The organism is Nocardioides malaquae, assembly GCF_015070385.1.
GTDB lineage: Bacteria > Actinomycetota > Actinomycetes > Propionibacteriales > Nocardioidaceae > Nocardioides > Nocardioides malaquae.
This window is the reverse complement of sequence record NZ_JADCSA010000002.1, coordinates 180,023-199,477: the sequence shown is the minus strand read 5'-3', so window position 1 is coordinate 199,477 and position 19,455 is coordinate 180,023. Positions and strand designations below refer to the sequence as shown.

22 protein-coding genes are annotated in these 19,455 nt (G+C 72.1%); 9 read left to right on the top strand and 13 right to left on the bottom strand.

Annotation, left to right across the window (positions count from 1 at the left end; translation table 11 throughout):
- Positions 1-77: 77 nt before the first annotated feature.
- The 5 genes from gdhA to IEQ44_RS02905 form a co-directional block, all read right to left on the bottom strand.
- Positions 78-1,418 (bottom strand): NADP-specific glutamate dehydrogenase, encoded by a 1,341-nt coding sequence (gdhA, locus tag IEQ44_RS02925; RefSeq protein ID WP_264674429.1) that lies wholly within the window; start codon positions 1,416-1,418, stop codon positions 78-80.
- A gap of 68 nt (positions 1,419-1,486) precedes the next feature.
- A complete protein-coding gene (locus IEQ44_RS02920; protein ID WP_193636920.1) occupies positions 1,487-2,194 on the bottom strand; it encodes an SDR family oxidoreductase in 708 nt (235 codons plus the stop codon).
- Positions 2,191-3,168: a zinc-binding dehydrogenase gene (locus tag IEQ44_RS02915; RefSeq protein ID WP_193636919.1), complete on the bottom strand. Its 978-nt coding sequence runs from the start codon at positions 3,166-3,168 to the stop codon at positions 2,191-2,193. The genes IEQ44_RS02920 and IEQ44_RS02915 overlap by 4 nt, the downstream gene beginning before the upstream one ends.
- Before the next feature lie 24 nt (positions 3,169-3,192).
- Positions 3,193-4,383, bottom strand: a complete 1,191-nt coding sequence (locus IEQ44_RS02910) for an NAD(P)-dependent malic enzyme (RefSeq protein ID WP_193636918.1) — start codon at positions 4,381-4,383, stop codon at positions 3,193-3,195.
- Between the two features lie 92 nt (positions 4,384-4,475).
- A complete protein-coding gene (locus IEQ44_RS02905) occupies positions 4,476-4,826 on the bottom strand; it encodes a S24 family peptidase (protein WP_227486785.1) in 351 nt (116 codons plus the stop codon).
- A gap of 51 nt (positions 4,827-4,877) precedes the next feature.
- Here IEQ44_RS02905 and sodN point away from each other — a divergent pair, with 51 nt between their 5' ends.
- The 3 genes from sodN to IEQ44_RS02890 are packed head-to-tail and all read left to right on the top strand — an operon-like array spanning position 4,878 to position 6,653.
- Positions 4,878-5,279: a superoxide dismutase, Ni gene (gene sodN / locus IEQ44_RS02900; protein WP_193636917.1), complete on the top strand. Its 402-nt coding sequence runs from the start codon at positions 4,878-4,880 to the stop codon at positions 5,277-5,279.
- A gap of 40 nt (positions 5,280-5,319) precedes the next feature.
- Positions 5,320-5,847, top strand: coding sequence for an ATP-binding protein (locus IEQ44_RS02895; protein ID WP_227486784.1), 528 nt, complete (start codon positions 5,320-5,322; stop codon positions 5,845-5,847).
- Between the two features lie 2 nt (positions 5,848-5,849).
- Complete coding sequence (locus tag IEQ44_RS02890; protein ID WP_193636916.1) at positions 5,850-6,653, top strand: RNA polymerase sigma factor SigF; 804 nt, start codon at positions 5,850-5,852, stop codon at positions 6,651-6,653.
- A gap of 72 nt (positions 6,654-6,725) precedes the next feature.
- Here IEQ44_RS02890 and IEQ44_RS02885 read toward each other — a convergent pair whose 3' ends face one another.
- On the bottom strand, positions 6,726-7,163 hold the full coding sequence (locus tag IEQ44_RS02885; RefSeq protein WP_193636915.1) for a hypothetical protein: 438 nt from the start codon (positions 7,161-7,163) through the stop codon (positions 6,726-6,728).
- A gap of 200 nt (positions 7,164-7,363) precedes the next feature.
- On the opposite strand from IEQ44_RS02885, the gene IEQ44_RS02880 reads away from it, so the two are divergent.
- Positions 7,364-7,615, top strand: a complete 252-nt coding sequence (locus IEQ44_RS02880; RefSeq protein WP_068113543.1) for a WhiB family transcriptional regulator — start codon at positions 7,364-7,366, stop codon at positions 7,613-7,615.
- 50 nt (positions 7,616-7,665) lie between these two features.
- Here the strand turns inward: IEQ44_RS02880 and IEQ44_RS02875 are convergent, their stop codons facing one another.
- On the bottom strand, positions 7,666-9,168 hold the full coding sequence (locus IEQ44_RS02875; protein ID WP_193636914.1) for a sensor histidine kinase: 1,503 nt from the start codon (positions 9,166-9,168) through the stop codon (positions 7,666-7,668).
- Positions 9,169-9,241: 73 nt separating this feature from the next.
- Here IEQ44_RS02875 and IEQ44_RS02870 point away from each other — a divergent pair, with 73 nt between their 5' ends.
- The 3 genes from IEQ44_RS02870 to IEQ44_RS02860 are packed head-to-tail and all read left to right on the top strand — an operon-like array spanning position 9,242 to position 12,184.
- Complete coding sequence (locus IEQ44_RS02870; protein ID WP_193636913.1) at positions 9,242-10,093, top strand: DUF2785 domain-containing protein; 852 nt, start codon at positions 9,242-9,244, stop codon at positions 10,091-10,093.
- Between the two features lie 10 nt (positions 10,094-10,103).
- Positions 10,104-11,759, top strand: coding sequence for an acetolactate synthase (locus IEQ44_RS02865; protein WP_193636912.1), 1,656 nt, complete (start codon positions 10,104-10,106; stop codon positions 11,757-11,759).
- A 38-nt stretch (positions 11,760-11,797) separates the two neighbouring features.
- Positions 11,798-12,184: a thioesterase family protein gene (locus IEQ44_RS02860; RefSeq protein ID WP_193636911.1), complete on the top strand. Its 387-nt coding sequence runs from the start codon at positions 11,798-11,800 to the stop codon at positions 12,182-12,184.
- A 93-nt stretch (positions 12,185-12,277) separates the two neighbouring features.
- Here the strand turns inward: IEQ44_RS02860 and IEQ44_RS18480 are convergent, their stop codons facing one another.
- From IEQ44_RS18480 to IEQ44_RS02835, 6 genes are all read right to left on the bottom strand, one after another.
- Positions 12,278-12,352, bottom strand: coding sequence for a 50S ribosomal protein bL37 (locus tag IEQ44_RS18480; RefSeq protein ID WP_369759046.1), 75 nt, complete (start codon positions 12,350-12,352; stop codon positions 12,278-12,280).
- A 91-nt stretch (positions 12,353-12,443) separates the two neighbouring features.
- On the bottom strand, positions 12,444-12,704 hold the full coding sequence (gene rsrA, locus IEQ44_RS02855; RefSeq protein WP_193636910.1) for a mycothiol system anti-sigma-R factor: 261 nt from the start codon (positions 12,702-12,704) through the stop codon (positions 12,444-12,446).
- On the bottom strand, positions 12,701-13,315 hold the full coding sequence (locus IEQ44_RS02850; protein WP_193636909.1) for a sigma-70 family RNA polymerase sigma factor: 615 nt from the start codon (positions 13,313-13,315) through the stop codon (positions 12,701-12,703). The genes rsrA and IEQ44_RS02850 overlap by 4 nt, the downstream gene beginning before the upstream one ends.
- A gap of 66 nt (positions 13,316-13,381) precedes the next feature.
- Positions 13,382-14,119 (bottom strand): alpha/beta hydrolase family protein, encoded by a 738-nt coding sequence (locus IEQ44_RS02845; RefSeq protein WP_227486783.1) that lies wholly within the window; start codon positions 14,117-14,119, stop codon positions 13,382-13,384.
- Positions 14,116-14,892, bottom strand: a complete 777-nt coding sequence (locus IEQ44_RS02840; RefSeq protein WP_193636908.1) for an SOS response-associated peptidase — start codon at positions 14,890-14,892, stop codon at positions 14,116-14,118. The genes IEQ44_RS02845 and IEQ44_RS02840 overlap by 4 nt, the downstream gene beginning before the upstream one ends.
- A gap of 69 nt (positions 14,893-14,961) precedes the next feature.
- Positions 14,962-15,717, bottom strand: coding sequence for a hypothetical protein (locus IEQ44_RS02835; RefSeq protein ID WP_193636907.1), 756 nt, complete (start codon positions 15,715-15,717; stop codon positions 14,962-14,964).
- A gap of 167 nt (positions 15,718-15,884) precedes the next feature.
- Here IEQ44_RS02835 and IEQ44_RS02830 point away from each other — a divergent pair, with 167 nt between their 5' ends.
- Both IEQ44_RS02830 and aroA read left to right on the top strand, forming a co-directional pair.
- Complete coding sequence (locus IEQ44_RS02830) at positions 15,885-18,143, top strand: sigma-70 family RNA polymerase sigma factor (protein WP_193636906.1); 2,259 nt, start codon at positions 15,885-15,887, stop codon at positions 18,141-18,143.
- A gap of 9 nt (positions 18,144-18,152) precedes the next feature.
- A complete protein-coding gene (gene aroA / locus IEQ44_RS02825; RefSeq protein ID WP_193636905.1) occupies positions 18,153-19,442 on the top strand; it encodes a 3-phosphoshikimate 1-carboxyvinyltransferase in 1,290 nt (429 codons plus the stop codon).
- Positions 19,443-19,455: the final 13 nt, after the last annotated feature.

Genomic DNA, 19,455 nt, shown 5'->3' with positions numbered 1-19,455 from the left:
AAGAGTACGGCCCAGACCGCACGGAGGCGCCGTCCCCCGGTGGGGAACGACGCCTCCGCAGCAAGCGATTTCGTGCGTCAGATGACACCCATGGCGAGCATCGCGTCGGCGACCTGGGTGAATCCCGCGATGTTGGCGCCGGCGACGTAGTCACCGGGGATGCCGTACTCGTCCGCGGTGGTCAGGACCAGCTCGTGAATGCCGGTCATGATGTGGTCCAGGCGCTCCTCGGTGTGCTCGAACGACCAACGGTCGCGCGAGGCATTCTGCTGCATCTCCAAGGCGGAGGTCGCGACACCACCGGCGTTGGCGGCCTTGCCGGGCGCGAAGAGCACGCCCGCGGTCTGGAAGACCTGGACCGCCGCCGGGGTGCACGGCATGTTGGCGCCCTCGGCGACCAGGCGCAGGCCGTTGCCGACCAGCGTCTCGGCGGCGTCCTTGTCGAGCTCGTTCTGCGTCGCGCAGGGCAGCGCCACGTCGGCCGGCACGTCCCAGATGGAGCCGCCCTCGACGAACTTCACGTGGCTGCCACGCTTGGCGACGTAGTCGGAGACACGGCCACGCTCCACCTCCTTGACCTCACGCATGAGGTCGAGGTCGATGCCCTGCTCGTCGACCACGTAGCCCGAGGAGTCGGACATCGCGATGACGGTGCCGCCGAGCTGGTGGACCTTCTCGGTGGCGTAGATGGCGACGTTGCCGGAGCCGGAGACGAGGACCTTCTTGCCCTCGAACGACTCACCCTTCGCCTTGAGCATCTCGCGGGCGAAGAAGACGGTGCCGTAGCCGGTGGCCTCGGTGCGGGCCTGCGACCCGCCCCAGCTCAGACCCTTGCCGGTGAGCACGCCGGACTCGTAACGGTTGGTGATGCGCTTGTACTGGCCGAACAGGTAACCGATCTCGCGTCCCCCCACGCCGATGTCACCGGCCGGGACGTCGGTGTACTCCCCGAGGTGGCGGTAGAGCTCGGTCATGAACGACTGGCAGAACCGCATGATCTCGGCGTCCGAGCGACCCTTCGGGTCGAAGTCCGAGCCACCCTTGCCGCCGCCGATCGGCATGGCGGTGAGGGCGTTCTTGAAGACCTGCTCGAAGCCGAGGAACTTCACGATGCCGAGGTAGACGCTGGGGTGGAAGCGCAGGCCGCCCTTGTAGGGACCGAGCGCGGAGTTGAACTCCACACGGAAGCCGCGGTTGATCTGCACGACGCCGGCGTCGTCGACCCACGGCACGCGGAAGATGATCTGGCGCTCCGGCTCGCAGATGCGCTCGATGATCGAGGCCTCGACGTACTCGGGGCGCTTCTGGACGACCGGGCTGAGGCTCTCGAGAACCTCGTAGACGGCCTGGTGGAACTCGAGTTCGCCCTGGTTGCGACGCAGCACGTCGTCATAGACGGACGTCAGGGCGGGATGCAAGGACTTCATGGGATCTCTTCGGTGTCAGCGCGCAAAGTAGGGCTCCACGCGTGCGGATGGGAAGGGGATCAGGACGGCGACGGTGACGTCCGGATCGTGAGGTCTGTGATGGTGGCGTCGGAGGGGAGGTCAAGGACGTGCAGGAGCGTGGCAGCCACGGTGTCGGCACTCATCCACTCCTCGGCCCGGTAGGACCGCTCCTCCTGCGCGTGGACCCGCTCCTGCATGGGCGTGGCGGTCCGGGACGGGTGCACGCTGGTGACGCGCACGCCGTGAGGAGCCTCCTCCGCCCGTAGCGCGTCAGCCAGCCCCCGCAGGCCGTGCTTCGAGGCTGCGTACGCGCCCCAGTGCGGGTTGGCGACGATTCCCGACGTCGAGTTGACGAAGAGCACGGTGCCTCGAGCTGCCCGCAGGGCCGGCAGGAGGTCCCGGGTCAGGACCACCGGCGCGGTGAGGTTGACGTCGATCTGGTGCTGCCACGCCTCCACGCCCTGGGTCGCGACCGGGGCGAGGTCGACCACCCCGGCGCAGTGGACCAGCGAGTCCAGGTGGTCGAACTGCGAGGCGATCCGGGCAGCGCCCGCCGCCACCTGCTCGAGGTCACCGAGGTCGGCCACCACGGCATGGTGCCGCTCCCCCAGCTCGGCCAGCACCTCGGCGGCGCGCTCGGCGGAACGTACGGGCAGGACGAGAGTGTCACCACGGTCGCTGAGCCGCCGCGCGAGCTGGAGACCGATCCCCGCTCCCGCGCCGGTGACGACGTGGGTCCGAGTCATCGAGTGAAGACGATCTTTCCGAACAGGTCGCCCTGAGCCATGGCAGCGAAGCCCTCCCGGGCCTGCTCCATGGGGAGCGTACGGTCGACCAGCGGTCGGGTGCCGGTGGCCTCCAGGAGGTTGACCAGGGCGGCCAGCTCGTCGCGGGTGCCCATGGTGGAGCCCACCACCTCGAGCTGGAGGAAGAAGATGCGGGTCAGCTCGGCCTCGGCCGGGTTCGGGCCGGAGGTGGCGCCACTGATGACGATCTTGCCTCCGGGCCGCAGCGACTTCACCGAGTGCGACCAGGTCGCGGCGCCGACGGTCTCCATGACCGCGTCGACCTTGACGGGCAGGCGCGCACCGCTCTCGAAGACCTCGTGGGCACCGATCTCCAGGGCACGCGTGCGCTTCGCCTCGTCACGCGAGGTGGCCAGCACCGTGAGGCCACCGGCGCGTGCCAGCGTGATCAGGGCGGTCGCCACCCCGCCTCCAGCTCCCTGGACCAGCACGGTGTCGCCCGGCTTCAGGTTGCCCTGGGTGAAGAGCATCCGGTAGGCGGTGAGCCAGGCCGTCGGCAGGCAGGCGGCCTCCGCGAAGCTCATCGACGCCGGCTTGGGCACCACGTTGCGCCGCGGCACCACGACCTTGTCGGCGAACGTGCCCTGGTGGCGCTCGGAGAGCAGCGAGCGGCGCGGGTCGAGGGTCTCGTCCCCCCGCCAGTCGGGGCTGGAGATGACCGCGTGCACGACGACCTCGTTGCCGTCCTCGTCGAGCCCGGCGGCGTCACACCCCAGGATCATGGGCAGGGCCTCCTCGCGCAGGCCCACCCCGGCCAGCGACCACAGGTCGTGGTGGTTGAGGGAGGCCGCCTTCACCTCGACGGTGGTCCATCCCTCGGGCGCCACGGGGTCGGGACGCTCTCCCACGACCAGGCCGGCCAAGGGGTCGGCGGCGTCACGGGGCGCGAAGGACGAGGCGTAGACGGCAAACACGGTGCAACCCTACTTCGCGAACCTCTACTTGCGGGCAACGCCGTCTCGCCGTGCGGCCTCCGCCACGGCGCGGGAGACGGCAGGTCCGACGCGGGGGTCGAACGGCGAGGGGATGACCATGTCCTCGGCCAGGGCGTCGCCCACCAGCGCGGCCAGCGCGTCGGCCGCGGCCAGCTTCATGCCCTCGGTGATCTTCGTGGCGTGCACGTCGAAGGCGCCCCGGAAGATGCCCGGGAAGCAGAGCACGTTGTTGATCTGGTTGGGGAAGTCGGAGCGGCCGGTCGCCACCACCCGCGCGTAGCGGTGGGCGACCTCGGGGTGCACCTCCGGCGTGGGGTTGGCCAGGCCGAAGATGATGGCGTCGGGCGCCATGGTCGCGACGATCTCCTCGGGCACCGTGCCGCCCGAGACGCCGATGTAGACGTCCGCGCCGTCCATCGCCTCGGCCAGGCTGCCGCTGCGACCGAAGTTGTCGGCCGTGTCGCGGGCCAGGCCGGCCTTGACGTCGGTCAGGTCGCTGCGCTCGGAGTTGAGCACGCCCTTGCGGTCGAGGACAGCGATGTCGCGGATGCCGGCCCCCAGGAGGATGCGGGCCACGGCCACGCCGGCCGCGCCGGCGCCGGAGACCACGACGCGCGTGCCCTCGGGCGTACGACCGGTGAGCTTCAGTGCGTTCTTGAGGGCGGCCAGGGCCACGACCGCGGTGCCGTGCTGGTCGTCGTGGAAGACCGGGATGTCGAGGCGCTCCTTCAACCGGTCCTCGATCTCGAAGCACCGGGGCGCGGAGATGTCCTCGAGGTTGATGCCACCGAAGCTGGGCGCCAGACGCACCACGGTCTCGATGATCTCCTCGGTGTCGGTGGTGTCGAGGCAGATCGGCACGGCGTCGACCCCGCCGAACTGCTTGAAGAGCACGGCCTTGCCCTCCATCACGGGCATGGCGGCCGCGGGGCCGATGTCACCCAGACCGAGGACCGCGGTGCCGTCGGTGACCACGGCCACCACGTTGGGCACCCACGTGTACTCCTGGGTCATGGTGGGGTCTGCCGCGATCGCCTCGCAGACGCGGGCCACGCCCGGGGTGTAGGCGAGCGAGAGCTCCTCGGCGCCGGCCAGGGCCACCCGGGAGACCGTCTCCAGCTTGCCGCCCACGTGGAGGTCGAAGACCGGGTCACCGTGGTGGGGGTGGGAAACGGAGTGGGGGGCGCTCGACATGCCAAGGATTCTGACACGTGACCGACTTCTGCCCGGCAGTCGTCCCCGACCGCGAACGCAAGGTGACCGGGCTCACGCCGGCCTCGCCTGCCTCAGCGAACCCGGGGCACCCGGCCGGGCCGGGGCCACAGACGGGCCACGACCACGGCGCGGACGTCGCGCTCCGGCACGACGCCACGGTGGCGGGAGTCGACCCCGACCTCGGGTGCGTCGCTGAGCAGCCACCACCCTGCGTCGCCGGCGCGGGTGCGGCGGGCCCCCGTCGCACGCTTCACCACCCAGGTGCCGTCGACGAACCGGGCCACCACCACGGCCCCCGGGCGCACGCGGGCGCCGTGGAGGACCACGAGGAGGTCTCCGGCACGCAGCAGCGGACGCATCGAGTCCCCCTCGACCCGAGCCAGTCCGACGCGGCGCCCACCCATGAATGACGGTCGTCCCATGCGGGTAGTGTCGCAGTCACCAGTCAGGCACCGCCGACCGAGAGGAACACGATGTTCTCCCGCTTCTTCGCCCCGACCGTCACCGTCTCCGCCCACTGCGACCTGCCCTGCGGTGTCTACGACCCCGCCCAGGCCCGCATCGAGGCCGAGTCGGTCAAGGCGATCATCGCGAAGGTCGCCGACAGCGACGACCCCGACTTCCGCACGCGCGCCGTCCTGATCAAGGAGCAGCGCTCCGAGCTGGTCAAGCACCACCTGTGGGTGCTGTGGACCGACTACTTCAAGCCGCCGCACTTCGAGAAGTACCCGCAGCTGCACACCCTCTTCAACGAGGCGACCAAGCTCGCCGGCGCCGGTGGCACCAAGGGCACCCTCGACGCCGACGCGGCCGATCAGCTGCTCGCCAAGATCGACGAGATCGCCGAGATCTTCTGGGAGACCAAGAAGGCCTGAGTCCCCACGCGCAGGTGGGCCCGCAACGCGGGCCCACCTGGTGTCTGCCCGCCCTCGGCGGGCGCCCCCAGCTCTTGCCACCCGGCCCGCGGGCACGACCCCGGGCCCACCCAGGACGGACGTGCCGCACATGGTCAACCTCTCCCCCGCTCCCGCCGAGGGTTCTCGCTCCCAGGTCCGCCTCACGGTGCCGGCCGACGGCGCCTTCGTGTACGTGCTGCGGACGACCGCCGCCAGCCTCGCCTCGCGCCTGGAGTTCACCGTCGACGACGTCGAGGACTTCCGCATCGCGATCGGTGAGGCCGCCTCGCTCCTCGTCTCCACCGCTTCGGGCGACGCCGACCTCGACTGCTCCTTCGACCTGGGTCGTTCCGACGCCGAGGCCACCCTCACGGTGGAGAGCGCCGGCCCGCTCGACGTCGACGCCGACTCCTTCGCGTGGCAGGTGCTCTCGACGCTGACGGCCTCGTGCGCCCACTCCCACGAGGACGGCCGGACCACCATCACCCTGTCAGTGCGCTCCATCCTCGACCCCGAGGACGCACCGGCGGTCGGCGAGCAGGACTGACTGTGGAGACCACCGACTCCGGGGCACCTCCCGAGACCGAGAGCGAGCGTCCCTTCGAGGCGATCAGACGCCGCAGCCACGAGCTGTTCGACGAGCTGACCGCCGCCGAACCGAACTCCCCCACCGCCCTCGCGCTGCGCGACGAGCTGGTGCGGCTGCACCTTCCCCTGGTGGACCACTGCGCCCGGCGCTTCCGCAACCGCGGGGAGCCGCTGGAGGACCTCGTGCAGGTCGGGACCATCGGCCTGATCAAGTCGGTCGACCGTTTCGACGTGGAGCGGGGCGTGGAGTTCACGACCTACGCGACCCCGACGATCATCGGCGAGATCAAGCGCCACTTCCGTGACAAGGGGTGGGCGATCCGCGTGCCGCGACGGTTGCAGGAGCTGCGCATGCAGATCTCCACCGCGACCGGAGAGCTCTCCCAGCAGCTGGGGCGCTCCCCCACGCCGCGCGAGCTCGCCGAGGCCATCGGCTGCAGCCTCGAGGAGGTCGTCGAAGGCATGGCCTCGGCGAACGCCTACTCCACCCTGTCGCTCGACGCCGGAGACGACGACGAGCGCACCCCACGCCTGGCCGACTCGCTGGGCGTCGAGGACGACAACATCGAGCACGTCGAGATCCGCGAGTCGCTGAAGCCGCTGCTCGACCAGCTGCCGGCCCGGGAGAAGAAGATCCTCCTGCTCCGCTTCTTCAAGAACATGACCCAGTCGCAGATCGCGGCCGAGGTCGGCATCTCCCAGATGCACGTCTCCCGACTCCTGAGCCGCACCCTCGAGCAGCTGCGTCAGTCGCTCGAGGTGTGACGACCTCCGGACCCGTCAGCCGGTGACCTCGTCGCCGGCCGACGGGTTCGACGGGTGCCTCAGGGAGGTGCCTCAGGCGTCCTCGAGCGCCCGCAGACTGGCGGGGTGGAACACGCCGACGAGCACGACCAGGGCCGCCATGGCTGCCAGCGCGGCCAGCGTCGGGTTGGCGTCGCGGTTGCTCCAGGCAGTGCCCAGCTGGATGAGCTGTCCCATGACGACGATGCTGCGCGGCCACGCCTCGCCCCGCCAAGCGCTCCGGGCACAGACAGCCAGGAGTGCGCCGTAGCCGAGGAAGAAGGCTGCGGTGGAGAGGCCCATGGCCAGCCGCTGGCTGTCCAGGGACGCCAGCTCGGCGACTCCCAGCACCACCAGCACGGCGGACTCCAGCAGGACCGTCAACACCGCGACGGCCAGCGGCAGCGGCCTCCGCGCGGCAGCGCCGGAATCAACACCGGGGGTGGCAGCGGGGGTGGGGTCCGAACCGGCGGGGTCTGCGGGGGCACTCACGCCTCCCACTGTAGTTGTGACGGATGTGACGCTCCGAAGGGGTTGTGCGAACGCCGAACTCTTGGGAGATTGGGACAAGCCCTGTCGAGGACGCCTCGGACGTCCGGACGGGGCCGTTTGCCTACTGCCTCACTACGACGATCCACCGACCCGTCGTTCGGCCCACACTCCCCACCCCCAGGAATGAGGAACCCTCAGCCATGGATTGGCGCCACCGTTCAGCGTGCCTCGACGAGGACCCCGAGCTCTTCTTCCCGATCGGGAACACCGGTCCGGCCATCCTCCAGATCGAGGAGGCCAAGCAGGTGTGCCGTCGTTGCGACGTGCGGGAGCTCTGTCTGCAGTGGGCGCTGGAGGCTGGCCAAGACCACGGCGTGTGGGGCGGCCTGAGCGAGGACGAACGACGCGCCCTGAAGCGTCGCAACGCGCGCGCCCGCGTGCGTACTGCCTGAACCGGATGCCTGCCTGATCCGACGACCGCGCCGTGGCCCGACTGGGGGAGTCAGTCGAGCGGCACGTCGACGGTGACCAGGGTCCCGCGCCCCGACGGGTTGCGACCGATGGCCAGGTGACCTCCGAGCTCTGACTCGACCAGGGTGCGCACGATCGACAACCCCAGGTTGGTCGATCCTACGGCGTCGAACCCCTCGGGCAGGCCGACCCCGTTGTCGGCGACCGAGACCTGCAGCCGACGGTCCCGGTGCCGCACCGACAACGTCACCTCCGCGTCGGAGGTCTCCTCCCGTCCGTGGGCCACGAAGGCCTCCTCGTCGGTCGGGAACCCGTGCTCGACGGCATTCTGCAGCAGCTCGGTCACGACCATCGCCAGGGCCGTGGCCACCTCGGAGGAGAGCTCGTCGAAGGAGCCCTCACGCCGGATCGCGACCCGACGGCCGGTGGCACCGACGTCGCTCACCATCGCCGCCAGCCGGTCGGCGATCTCGTCGAAGACCACGTGCTCCTCGACCGCGTGGCTCAGGGTCTCGTGCACCACCGCGATGGTGCCGACCCGACGCTCCGCCTCCGAGAGCGCCCAGCGCGCCTCGGGCACGTCGATGCGGCGCGCCTGCAGCCGCAGGAGCGCGGCCACCGTCTGCAGGTTGTTCTTCACCCGGTGGTGGATCTCGCGGATGGTGGCGTCCTTAGTCATCAGCTCCCGCTCGCGACGGCGGAGGTCGGTGACGTCGCGCAACAGGATGAGCGCACCGATCCTCTCGCCTCGGGGACGCAGCGGGATGGCGCGCACGATGACCGAGGCGTCATCGGTCGTCACCTCTGCGGCACGGGCGGCCCGCCCTCCCAGGACGGCGCTCAACGTCTCCTCGTCGGGGCGCCGTCGGGGCGGCACGAGCCGCCGGGTGAGCTCGCCGAGCACGAGACCGGCCAGGTCGCCGGTGTGCCCCAGGCGGCGGTAGACCGACAGCGCGTTGGGGCTGGCGTAGGTGACGCGCCCCGAGGCGTCGACGCGCATGAAGCCGTCGCCGACGCGCGGTGCGTCGGCCTCGTCGCTGCGCTGGCCCTCGGGCGGGAAGTGGCCGTGGGAGATCATCAGCGTCAGGTCGGCGGCCGTCTGCACGTAGGCCAGCTCCAGGCGGCTCGGCGTGCGGACGCCCAACAGGTTGGTGTTGCGCCCGATCAGGGCGATCACCCGGTCGCCGCGACGCACCGGGATCACCTCGACCCGCACCGGCACGTCGTTGCTCCACTCCGGGTTTCCCTCGCGGATCAGGCGCTTGTTCGCCCACGCCACGTCGAGCATCGGCCGGCGCCCGTGGGGCAGGAAGGTGCCCACGACGTCGTCGACCAACGCCGTCGGGCCGGTGGTCGGCCGCATCTGCCCCGCCGCCCAGAAGCCGCGGCCGTCGCGGTCACGCAACCACAGCACGAGGTCGGCGAAGGAGAGGTCGGCGATGATCTGCCAGTCGGCCATCAGCCGCAGCAACCAGTCGACGTCGGCGTCGTCGAGGTCGGTGTGGGCTCGCACCAGTTCGTTCAGGGAGGGCACCGGACCAGCCTAGGTCGGCACGACCTGACCCGTACCGCTCCCACCCCGTTGACTCCGCTGGCAGGATTGCCCCATGGGTGTGGCTTACTGGCGCGGAGTCGTGCGCGACGGCGTACGCGTGCCTGAGGACCGCACCCTCGGCGACCTGACCGCCGAGCTCACGACCATGCTCGGGTCGCCGGATCCCGAGGTCCGCGACGGCGTGGCGCTGCAGGTGCTCACGGTGTGGATCGGGCGGGGGGTCTACGACGACCTGCTGGCCGGCCTGGGCGACGGCATGGCCGCCGGCCTCCGGGTCGGCATCGGGGAGACCGGGACCTCCACCGTCTTCCGACGGGGGTGGTCGGCGCGGGTGCTGGCCCACGTGCTCCACCGCGACCAGGACGAGCAGCTCTTGCCGGCCGAGGACGTCCTGCGGTGGGGCGACCGGCTCACCACCTACCTCCTGCGCGAGCAGGACGTGCGCGGCTTCATCCCCGGCCAGGGCAGCGCGCGGGCCCTCGCCCACGGCGCCGACGCCCTGACCGCGCTGGCGAGCTCGCGCCACCTCGGACCGCTGGAGCTCACCGTGCTGCTCGACGTCATCGCCGACCGCCTGGTCGGCGGGCTGGCGCTCGACCACAACGAGCCCGACCACCTCGCGGCCGCCACCATCGCGGTGCTGCTGCGTGACCGGGTCCCCTTCGACGTGGTGGAGCCCTGGGTCGCCCGGATTGCGGTGCACGCGGATCCCGAGTCGGCCGCACCGGGCGTCGACCCCTGGACGCACGTGCGCAACACGCAGTCGTTCCTGCGCTCGCTCCACCTCCAGCTGTTGCTGGGACCGCACCGGCCCCCCACCCGCGCCGACCTGGTGCTCGTGGTCGGCGACGCGCTCCGGACAACTAACGGACAGCACCTGCCCAGATCGGTGACCGAGAAGTAACCTGCGTCACATGACGACCACGACGTCCGGACATGCCGGCGAACTGGCGGTGACCGCCGCACGCGCCCACGGTGTCGAGACGATGTTCACCCTGTCGGGTGCCCATGTCTTCCCGATGTATGACGGAGCCGTCAAGGCCGATCCCCCGATGCGGCTCCTCGACGTCCGCCACGAGCAGACCGCGGCCTTTGCCGCCGAGGCGACCGGCAAGCTCACCCGGACCCCCGGGCTCGCCGTCCTCACGGCCGGGCCGGGCGTGACCAACGGGATCAGTGCGATCGCCCAGGCGCAGTTCAACGGCTCCCCGATGGTCGTCCTCGGGGGGCGTGCCCCGCAGAACCGGTGGGGCACCGGCAGCCTGCAGGAGCTGGACCAGCCACCCCTGATCGCCCCCGTGGCCAAGTCGGCGCGGACGCTCGCCACCGCTGCCGACGTGCTGGGAGGGGTCGACGACGCTTTCCGCACCGCCGCGAGCCCGCACCGCGGACCGGTCTTCGTCGACGTCCCGATGGACGAGTTCTTCGGCAGCGCCGAGGGCCCGCTGCCGACCGGTGACCCGCTGCCGCCGCGCGAGCCCGACCCCGAGGCGCTGGAGCGGATCGCCCACCTGCTGGCCGAGGCGCGTCGCCCCGTCCTCGTGCTCGGCACCGACGTGTGGGCCGACCGGGCAGAGGAGGCGGCGCTGCGGCTCGTCGACCGACTCGGCGTCCCGGCCCTGACCAACGGCATGGGGCGTGGCGTGGTGCCCGCCGGCCACCCGCTGCTCGTCACCAAGGCGCGGGGCCATGCCCTGGGCACGGCGGACCTCGTCGTCGTCGTGGGCACCCCGCTCGACTTCCGCCTCGGCTACGGCGCCTTCGGCGGGAAGGACGGCGCGCCACCGGCGGCGGTGGTCCACGTGGCCGACTCCCCCGGTCAGGTCTCCACCCACGCGACGCTGGCGGCCTCGGCGGCCGGCGACCTCACCCTGGCCCTCGACGGCATCGGCGACGCCTTCGAGCGCGCCGGTCGCCGCCCCGACTGGACCGGGTGGACCGTCGACCTGGCTGACCGCGTGGCCGCCGCGGCCGCGCGCGACCGGGAGCTGCTCAGCGCCGAGGCCGACCCGATCCACCCCGCCAGGATCTACGGCGAGCTCGTGCCTCGTCTGGCCGACGACGCCGTGGTGATCGGCGACGGCGGAGACTTCGTCAGCTTCGCCGGCAAGTTCGTCGAGCCCGCCCGTCCCGGCGGCTGGCTCGACCCCGGTCCCTACGGCTGCCTCGGCGCCGGGATGGGCGCTGCCATGGCCGCTCGCCTGGCGCGCCCGTCGGCGCAGGTGACGCTGCTGCTCGGCGACGGAGCGGCCGGGTTCTCGCTGATGGACGTGGACACGCTGGTGCGCCACGACCTGCCCGTGGTGATGGTGATGGGCAACAACTCGGCGTGGGGGTTGGAGAAGGGCCCGATGCAGATGCTCTACGGCTACGACGTGGTGGCCGACCTCGCCGAGCGCACCCGCTACGACGAGGTGGTCCGCGCGCTCGGGGGCGCCGGCGAGACCGTGACGGACCCCCGCGACATCGGCCCGGCGCTCGACCGGGCGTACGCGTCGGGAGTGCCCTACCTCCTCAACGTGATCACCGACGTCGAGGCCGCGTACCCCCGCGCGACCTTCGGCATCTGACCCCCACCACCGCACCCCCCGCACCCCCAGGAGACGACATGGAGCAGCCCACGTCACACACCCGCAGGTTCACCGTCGGCGAGGACGACACCGCGGCCGCCGTCGGGAGCGGAAGCCTGCGGGTGCTGGGCACACCGTGCCTGCTGGCCTGGATGGAGGCGGTGACCTGCGAGGCGTTGGCGCCCTCGCTGCCCTCAGGCGGCACGAGCGTGGGCACGCGGGTCGCGATCGAGCACCTCGCCCCGAGCGGCGTGGGCCAGGTCGTGGAGGTGCAGGTCTCCGTCGTGCACGAGGACGGGCGTCTGCGCCGCTTCACCGTGGGCGCCCGCAACGTCGTCGACGGAGCCGCGGGCAAGGTGGTCGCCTCGGGCGAGATCACCCGGGTGGTCGTCGACGGGGCCCAGTTCATGGCGAAGGTGACCTGAGCAGCAGGACGCCCCTGCAGACGTCAGCCATGCAGAGGACCCCCGGCCAAAGGCTCGGGGGTCCTGGTGCTCGATCACGCTGAGCTGGTGAGCTCAGGCGTTGGGGCGCTTGCCGTGGTTCGCGCCCTTCTTCTTGCGAGCGCGGCGCTTGCGACCGGTCTTGCCCATGGTGTCCTCCTGGATGTCAGTGCGTGCCATCTTCTCAAACGAGGCCGGGGCGGCGCCAATCGCCTCCCGGCCGGAGCCCGGCAGCAGGGGCTCAGGACTCGCTGATGCGGATCTGGACCTCGCGGATCTGGACCATGACGCGCTCACGCAGACCCTCGGGCGCGGACTCGCGGCAGGACCGCGCGACGACCGACTTCACCGTGCGCTGCAGGTCGTACTTCTGCAGGCAGGGCCCGCACTCGTCGAGGTGCTGCTGCACCGCGCTGCAGTCGGCGCCGTCGAGCTCGTTGTCGATGAAGTAGACGATGCGCTCGAGGTAGTCGGCGCACTCGTCGCCGTGCGGGTCGCTCATGCGTCCTGGCCCTTCTCCGTCGCCGACCGCGGCAGCAGGTCGTTGGCCCGTACGTAGTCACTGAGGAGGTCACGCAGCTGTCGGCGCCCGCGGTGGAGCCGCGACATGACGGTGCCGATGGGCGTCTCCATGATCTCGGCGATCTCCTTGTAGGCGAAGCCCTCCACGTCGGCCAGGTAGACCGCCAGGCGGAACTCCTCCGGCAGCTTCTGCAGGGCGTCCTTCACCTCGGAGTCGGGCAGGTGCTCCAACGCCTCCGTCTCCGCGGACTTCAGGCCGGAGGAGGTGTGCGACTCGGCACGCGCGAGTTGCCAGTCCTCCACGTCCTCGGTCATCGACTGCTGCGGCTGTCGCTGCTTCTTGCGGTACACGTTGATGAACGTGTTGGTGAGGATCCGGTAGAGCCACGCCTTGAGGTTGGTGCCCGGCTTGAACTGGTGGAACGAGGCGAAGGCCTTCGCGTAGGTCTCCTGCACCAGGTCTTCGGCGTCGGCGGCGTTGCGGGTCAGCCGCAGCCCCGCGGAGTAGAGCTGGTCGACGTACTGCAGGGCGTCGCGCTCGAAGCGTTCCGCACGCTGGGCAGGCGTCTCTTCAGTGAGGGAGTCAGTCATCGGGTCCCACACTACCGTCGCGGTGTCGTCCAGTGTTGCCAGCACGTAGGGGGGAACAGCGCCTCGTCACGATTGATTCCCGGCCGCTCGGTCCCCGCCCTCGCCGGCAGTTCCAGTGCGCGCGCCAGCGCCAGTGCCGGCGTGCGCGGAGGTCTCGACCCCGGCGGCCTCACGCACCACCCACTCGAGGGTGGCCTCCACCACGATGGCCAGGGCGTCCTCCTGCGCCACCAGCGCCCGCTTGAGCACGCGGAAGGAGTGGTCGGCGAAGGGCACGACGCAGACGTCGACCTCGTCAGGGAACTCGGAGGGAGAACCGAACGCGTCGCGCTCGCCCTGGATGACGAGCGTGGTGACGTCGGCGCCGTGGAGCTCGCCGAGCCGTGACTTCTCCGGTCGGCCCGGGGGATGGAGCGGGAACGCCAGCGCCAGGCATCCGCTGGCCCCGACGGCCAGCGCCGTCCGGGCGGCCGAGCGGGCGCCTGCGGAGCGACCCCCCACAACCAGCGGAAGGCCACCCTGCATCCCGTGCGCCGCCACCTCCTGCGCCGCCACCACGAACGCATCGTCGAGGTGGGCAGGCGGCGCCGCGACCTTCCGCCCGGCGCGACGCCAGGGCTGCTCGAAGAGCGCGACCGTCACGCCCTCGGCGGGCAACGCCTCGGCGAGGGCCACCAGGTCCTGGGCGTCGATCCCACCCCCTGCCCCGTGGCTCAGCAGCAGCACCGCCACGGGGTGCTGGGCCTCGTGCACCACCAGGCGGCCCTCCCCGCGGGGGGTCTGGACCAGTCGCTCGACACTCATCGGGTGCTCCTCGGGGTGGGGACGCCCTCGAGCGCCAAGGGTTCGACCAGCTCGGGTCCGTTGTTGCGCACGTTGCCGACCGCGCGAGAGACGGGGTAGGCCTCCAGCAGGCCCGGCGAGGCTGGGGTGAGCAGCGCGGTCACCCGGTCGGCGTCGGTCAGGGTGGTGTCCAACCAGGCGTCCCACCGCTCGGGTTCCACCATCAGCGGCATCCGGTCGTGGATGTGGCCCAGGTCGTCCTCGGCCTCGGTGGTCAGCACGGTGCAGGTCCACCGGAAGCAGTCGGGGTCGTCGTCGGGCCGGTCCGGGTCACGCCAGATCTCGAAGAGTCCCGCCATGGCGAGCACGCCTCCGTCGCGCGGACGGATGAAGTAGGGCTGCTTCACCGGGCGGCCCTTCGCGTCCAGCGACGACGACGCGTACCACTCGTAGTACCCGTCGGCCGGCACGAGGCAGCGCCGCGCCCGGAACGCCTTGCGGAACGCCGGCTTCTCGGCGGCAGTCTCCGCACGCGCGTTGATCATCCGCGAGCCGATCGAGGGGTCCTTGGCCCAGGAGGGCACCAGGCCCCACGTGAGGGTGCGCAGCTGACGGCGCGGCGCCTCCTCCCCCTCGGGCGTGCTGCGTGCCGGTCGCTCGAGCACCGCGTACACCGGGTCGGTGGGGGCCACGTTCCAGTCCGGCGCCAACGGAGCCGGCACCCGGTTCTCGACGACCTCGAACTCCTCCACAAGGTCCTCGGGGCGTCGACTCGACGCGTAGCGGCCGCACATGCGTCCACCCTAGACCGCGGCGTACGTCCGTGCTGTCGCTGCGAAGGCGGGTCGCGCGATGCCGTCGAGTCAGCCGCGCGCCAGCTCGTCGAGCAGCACCCCGGCCCCCAGGTCGCTCGCGGGCAGGCCCTCGATCCAGACCCGCGGCGTGAGCTCGGGATCCTGCGCCCCCTCCAGGAGGCGGCGCAGGAGCCGCACCCGCACCCCCAGCCGCGCGTCCCGGCTGGCCAGCACGGCCACCCGGTGGGCGCCGAGGCGGGCCACGACCTCGCCGCCCGGGAAGACGGTGCGGGCCGACTCACCCAGTGCCGCCATGCGCATGGCGCGCCCGATGGGGTCCTGACCCGACGGGGCATGGTCGGCGCCCGCGAGCTCCACCATCACCAGCGCGTGGCTGTCGCGGGGATGCATGCCGGCCGCGCGCTCGCCGCGGAAGAGCGCCGCCAGGCTGCTGCGCAGGTGCGCCGGGCTGGCCAGGCCAGTCATGGGGTCCTCGCAGCTGATGTGGTTGACCACCGCCAAGGTGGCGTCGCTCCACGCGGCGACCAGTGCGGCCAGGGCGTCGAAGGTGGGGTCCTCGCCGGCCACTGCCCGCCAGGTGGCCCGCAGACCCCGCAGGGCCTCGTCGGCCGAGCTGCCGTCGAGGGCGAGCTCGCGCCCCAGGGCTTCACAGGCACCCAGCGGGCAGCGTTCCTCGGCCACGGCCTCGGCGACCGCCTCGAATCCGCGCGGGACGTCGCCCATCTGCCCAGCCGGCGCGAGGGCATCGGACTGGCGTCGAGCCTCGTCGGGGAGAGGTGTCAGCGCACGCCTGAGGTTGAACACGTGCCCTCCCCCCGTCGATCGGTGGACCCACCACCGGTGCCGTCGAAGATGAGACGGCTCAGAGGGGGTCGTATGACGCAGACCGAGGAAATTTTCCTGAGACGGGGTGCGCACCGGTCTGGACCGTTACGCTGACGAAGACCCTTTTATCTCGGATGTGAGAGCCCGTGACCTCAGCGCTGCCGCTCATCGACGAACCCGGGGACGCCGAGCTGATCTCGGCGGTCCGGGGCGGTGACGTCGACGCCTACGGCCTGCTCTACAGCCGTCACGTCGACGCGGCCCGCAGGCTCGCGCGCCAGCTCGCCCAGGGGCCCGACGCCGACGACCTGGTGGCCGACGCCTTCGCCAAGGTGCTTCAGGTCCTGCAGCGCGGGGGTGGCCCGGACGTGGCGTTCCGCGCCTACCTGCTCACCGCCGTACGCCGGTTGCGCGTCGACGGCCACCGCGCGGGAGGCCGGGTCCAGCCCACCGACGACCTCGAGCCGTTCGACCCGGGCACCCCGTTCCGCGACACCGCCGTGGAGGGGTTCGAGAACGCCGCTGCCGCCCGCGCGTTCGCCTCGCTGCCCGAGCGGTGGCAACTCGTGCTCTGGCACACCGAGGTCGAGGGGCAGAAGCCCGCCGACATCGCTCCCCTGCTCGCCATGAGCCCCAACTCCGTCTCGGCGCTCGCCTACCGCGCGCGCGAAGGACTGCGGCAGGCCTTCATCAACCAGCACGCCAACGACATGGAGCAGGACACCTGCCGGTGGGCCCACCACAACATGGGCGCCTACATCCGACAGGCCACCTCGCGGCGCGACTCCGCAAAGATGCAGGAGCACCTCGACGACTGCCCCCGCTGCACGGCCATCCTCCTGGAGCTGACCGAGGTCAACAGCAACCTGGCCGGGATCATCGCTCCCCTGCTGCTGGGTGGACTGGCCACCGGCTACCTCGGCTCCACCGCCGCGGGCGGCGCTGCCCTGGGCTCCTTCTCCGTGCTCGTCGGGCGGATCCGCGACACCGTGGTCGGCAACACCGCGGCCTCGGCGGCCGTCGGCGCGGTCGGGGTGGCGGCTGCGGGGGTCGCCGCAGCAGCCGTCGTGATGGTGGGCAACAACTCTGTCGACCCTCCGGCGCTGGCCTCCGACCCGCCTGCCGCCTCGGCCCCCCAACCCGGACTGCCCGACGGCCCCGGCCAGGAGATGGCGCGCGGCGATGCCGACGCCGACCTGCCCCTGCCCACGGGCGCACCGACGCCCGCCCCGGCTCCCGACCCGGTGCCCGCCCCCGGTGCCGCGCCTGATGCGGTGCCGCCCCTGCCCCCGGTCCCGCCCCTCCCGCCCGGCGAGGACTCCGACCCGGGTGACTCGGACCCGGGCGACTCCGACCCGGACGACAGTGAGCCGCCCGTCCCCAGCGAGACCGAGCGGCCGTCCCCGACCCCGCAGCCCTCGGCCACCCCGTCCCCGGAGCCGACCAGGCCTGTCCCGACCGCTGCGCCGACGCCGAGCGTGACGCCCTCCCCCGAACCCACGTCGGCTCCTTCGCCGGCGCCCACCCTGGTCCCCGAGCCCACTCCGGAGCCCTCGCCGAGCCCGTCGCCCGAGCCGTCACAGACCCCCTCCCCCGAGCCCTCGCCGACCCCGTCGCCCGAGCCGACGCCCGAGCCGTCACAGACCCCCTCCCCCGAGCCCTTGCCGACCCCGTCGCCCGAGCCGACGCCCGAGCCGTCGCAGACCCCCTCGCCGGAGCCGACGCCGACCGCGACGCCCGAGCCCAGCCCGGAGCCCTCGCCCGAGCCGACCCCCGAACCGTCGCCCACCCCCTCGCCCGAGCCGAGCCCGGAGCCGTCGCCGTCACCGACCCCCTCGCCCGAGCCGAGCCCGGAGCCGTCGCCGTCACCGACCCCCTCGCCCGAGCCCAGCCCGGAGCCCTCGCCCGAGCCCACCCCGGAACCGTCGCCGTCGCCCAGCCCGGAGCCCTCTCCGGAGCCGACCCCGACGCCCACGCCGACCCCCACACCGACTCCAACCCCCACACCCACGCCTGAGCCCACGCCGACTCCTTCGCCCACGCCTGCCCCCGTCCCGACCGCGGACGTGGCCGTGACCGCCGATGCGACGCAGGTGTTGCCGCGTACCTTCGCAGTGACCACCACGGTGCGTGGACTCCCCGCCGGGGTCCGTGCGACCGTCCAGGTCGACGGCATCGGCTACCACCTCTTCTCGCGGCCGTCGCCGGGCTGCGACACCGGTCTCTTCGACAACTCGCTCACCTGCACGGTGACCGGGACCGGCAGCCCCCTGACGCTCTCCTTCACGGCGGTGCACGTGTTCGGTCAACCGCGGTTGACCATCGGCGTCACCGCGCCCGAGCTCGACGACCCCAACCTCGGCAACAACACCTTCGGCCTGCAGCTGAGCCAGGGCGGCGACTAGGGTGGTCGGGTGCGCCTGCTCCCCGAGACCCTCGATCCCTGGCCTGCTCCGCACGCCGCCGCACCCGTCGACCTCGTCGTCGACCTGCCCGGCAGCAAGTCGCTGACCAACCGGGCGCTGATCCTCGCGGCGCTGGCCGACGGCCCGTCGGTCGTGCGCCGTGCTCTGCGCTCCCGCGACACCCTGCTGATGGCCGGCGCGCTGCGCAGCGTGGGGGCCCGGGTCGACACCGACGGCGACGACTGGCGCGTGACCCCCAGCCAGTTCGCGGCCGGGGGCCACGTCGACTGCGGACTCGCCGGCACCGTCATGCGCTTCGTCCCGCCCGTGGCCGCCCTGGCCGCCGGTGCCACCACCTTCGACGGCGACCCGCACATGCGTACGCGACCGGTGGCCGCGATGCTCGAGGCACTGCGTGCCCTGGGCGTACGCGTCGAAGACGACGGGCGCGGAGCCCTGCCGTTCACGGTCGTCGGCACCGGCCACGTACGGGGCGGGCGGGTCGTCCTGGACGCCTCGGCCTCCAGCCAGTTCGTCTCGGCGCTGCTGCTCGCCGGCGCCCGCTTCGACGAGGGTGTCGAAGTCGTGCACGAGGGTGCTCCCGTGCCGTCGTTGCCGCACATCGAGATGACCGTCAACCTGTTGCGCCACCACGGGGTCGACGTCGACGACTCGGTCCCCGACCGGTGGGCGGTGGCGCCGGGTCCGGTCCACGCCCGGGACCACCTCGTGGAGCCGGATCTCTCCAACTCCGCCCCCTTCCTCGCGTTGGCGGCTGTCTCCGGTGGCCGCATCGTGGTGCGCGACTGGCCCGAGAGCACCACCCAGGCCGGCGCCGAGCTGGTGCCGCTGCTGACCCGGATGGGGTGCCGGGTCACCCGGGTCGCCGACGGCCTCTGCGTCGAGGGGCCCGACCGGCTGGCCGGCATCGAGGCCGACCTGCACGACGTGGGCGAGCTGGCCCCCGCTGTGGCCGCGCTCTGCGCCCTGGCCGAGGGACCGTCGCGACTCACCGGGATCGCGCACATCCGCGGCCACGAGACCGACCGGATCACCGCGCTCGCCACCGAGATCAACCGCCTCGGCGGCAACGTCACCGAGCTGCCGGACGGACTCGAGATCCACCCGTCACCCCTGCGACCTGGCGTCTTCCACACCTACGCCGACCACCGGATGGCCCACGCCGGCGTGATCCTCGCCGCCGCCGTGGAAGGGGTCACGGTGGAGAACATCGCCACCACCTCGAAGACGTTCCCCGACTTCGCCGCCTTCTGGTCCGGCCTCTGGGCGCAGCGGTGAGAGGACCGACCAC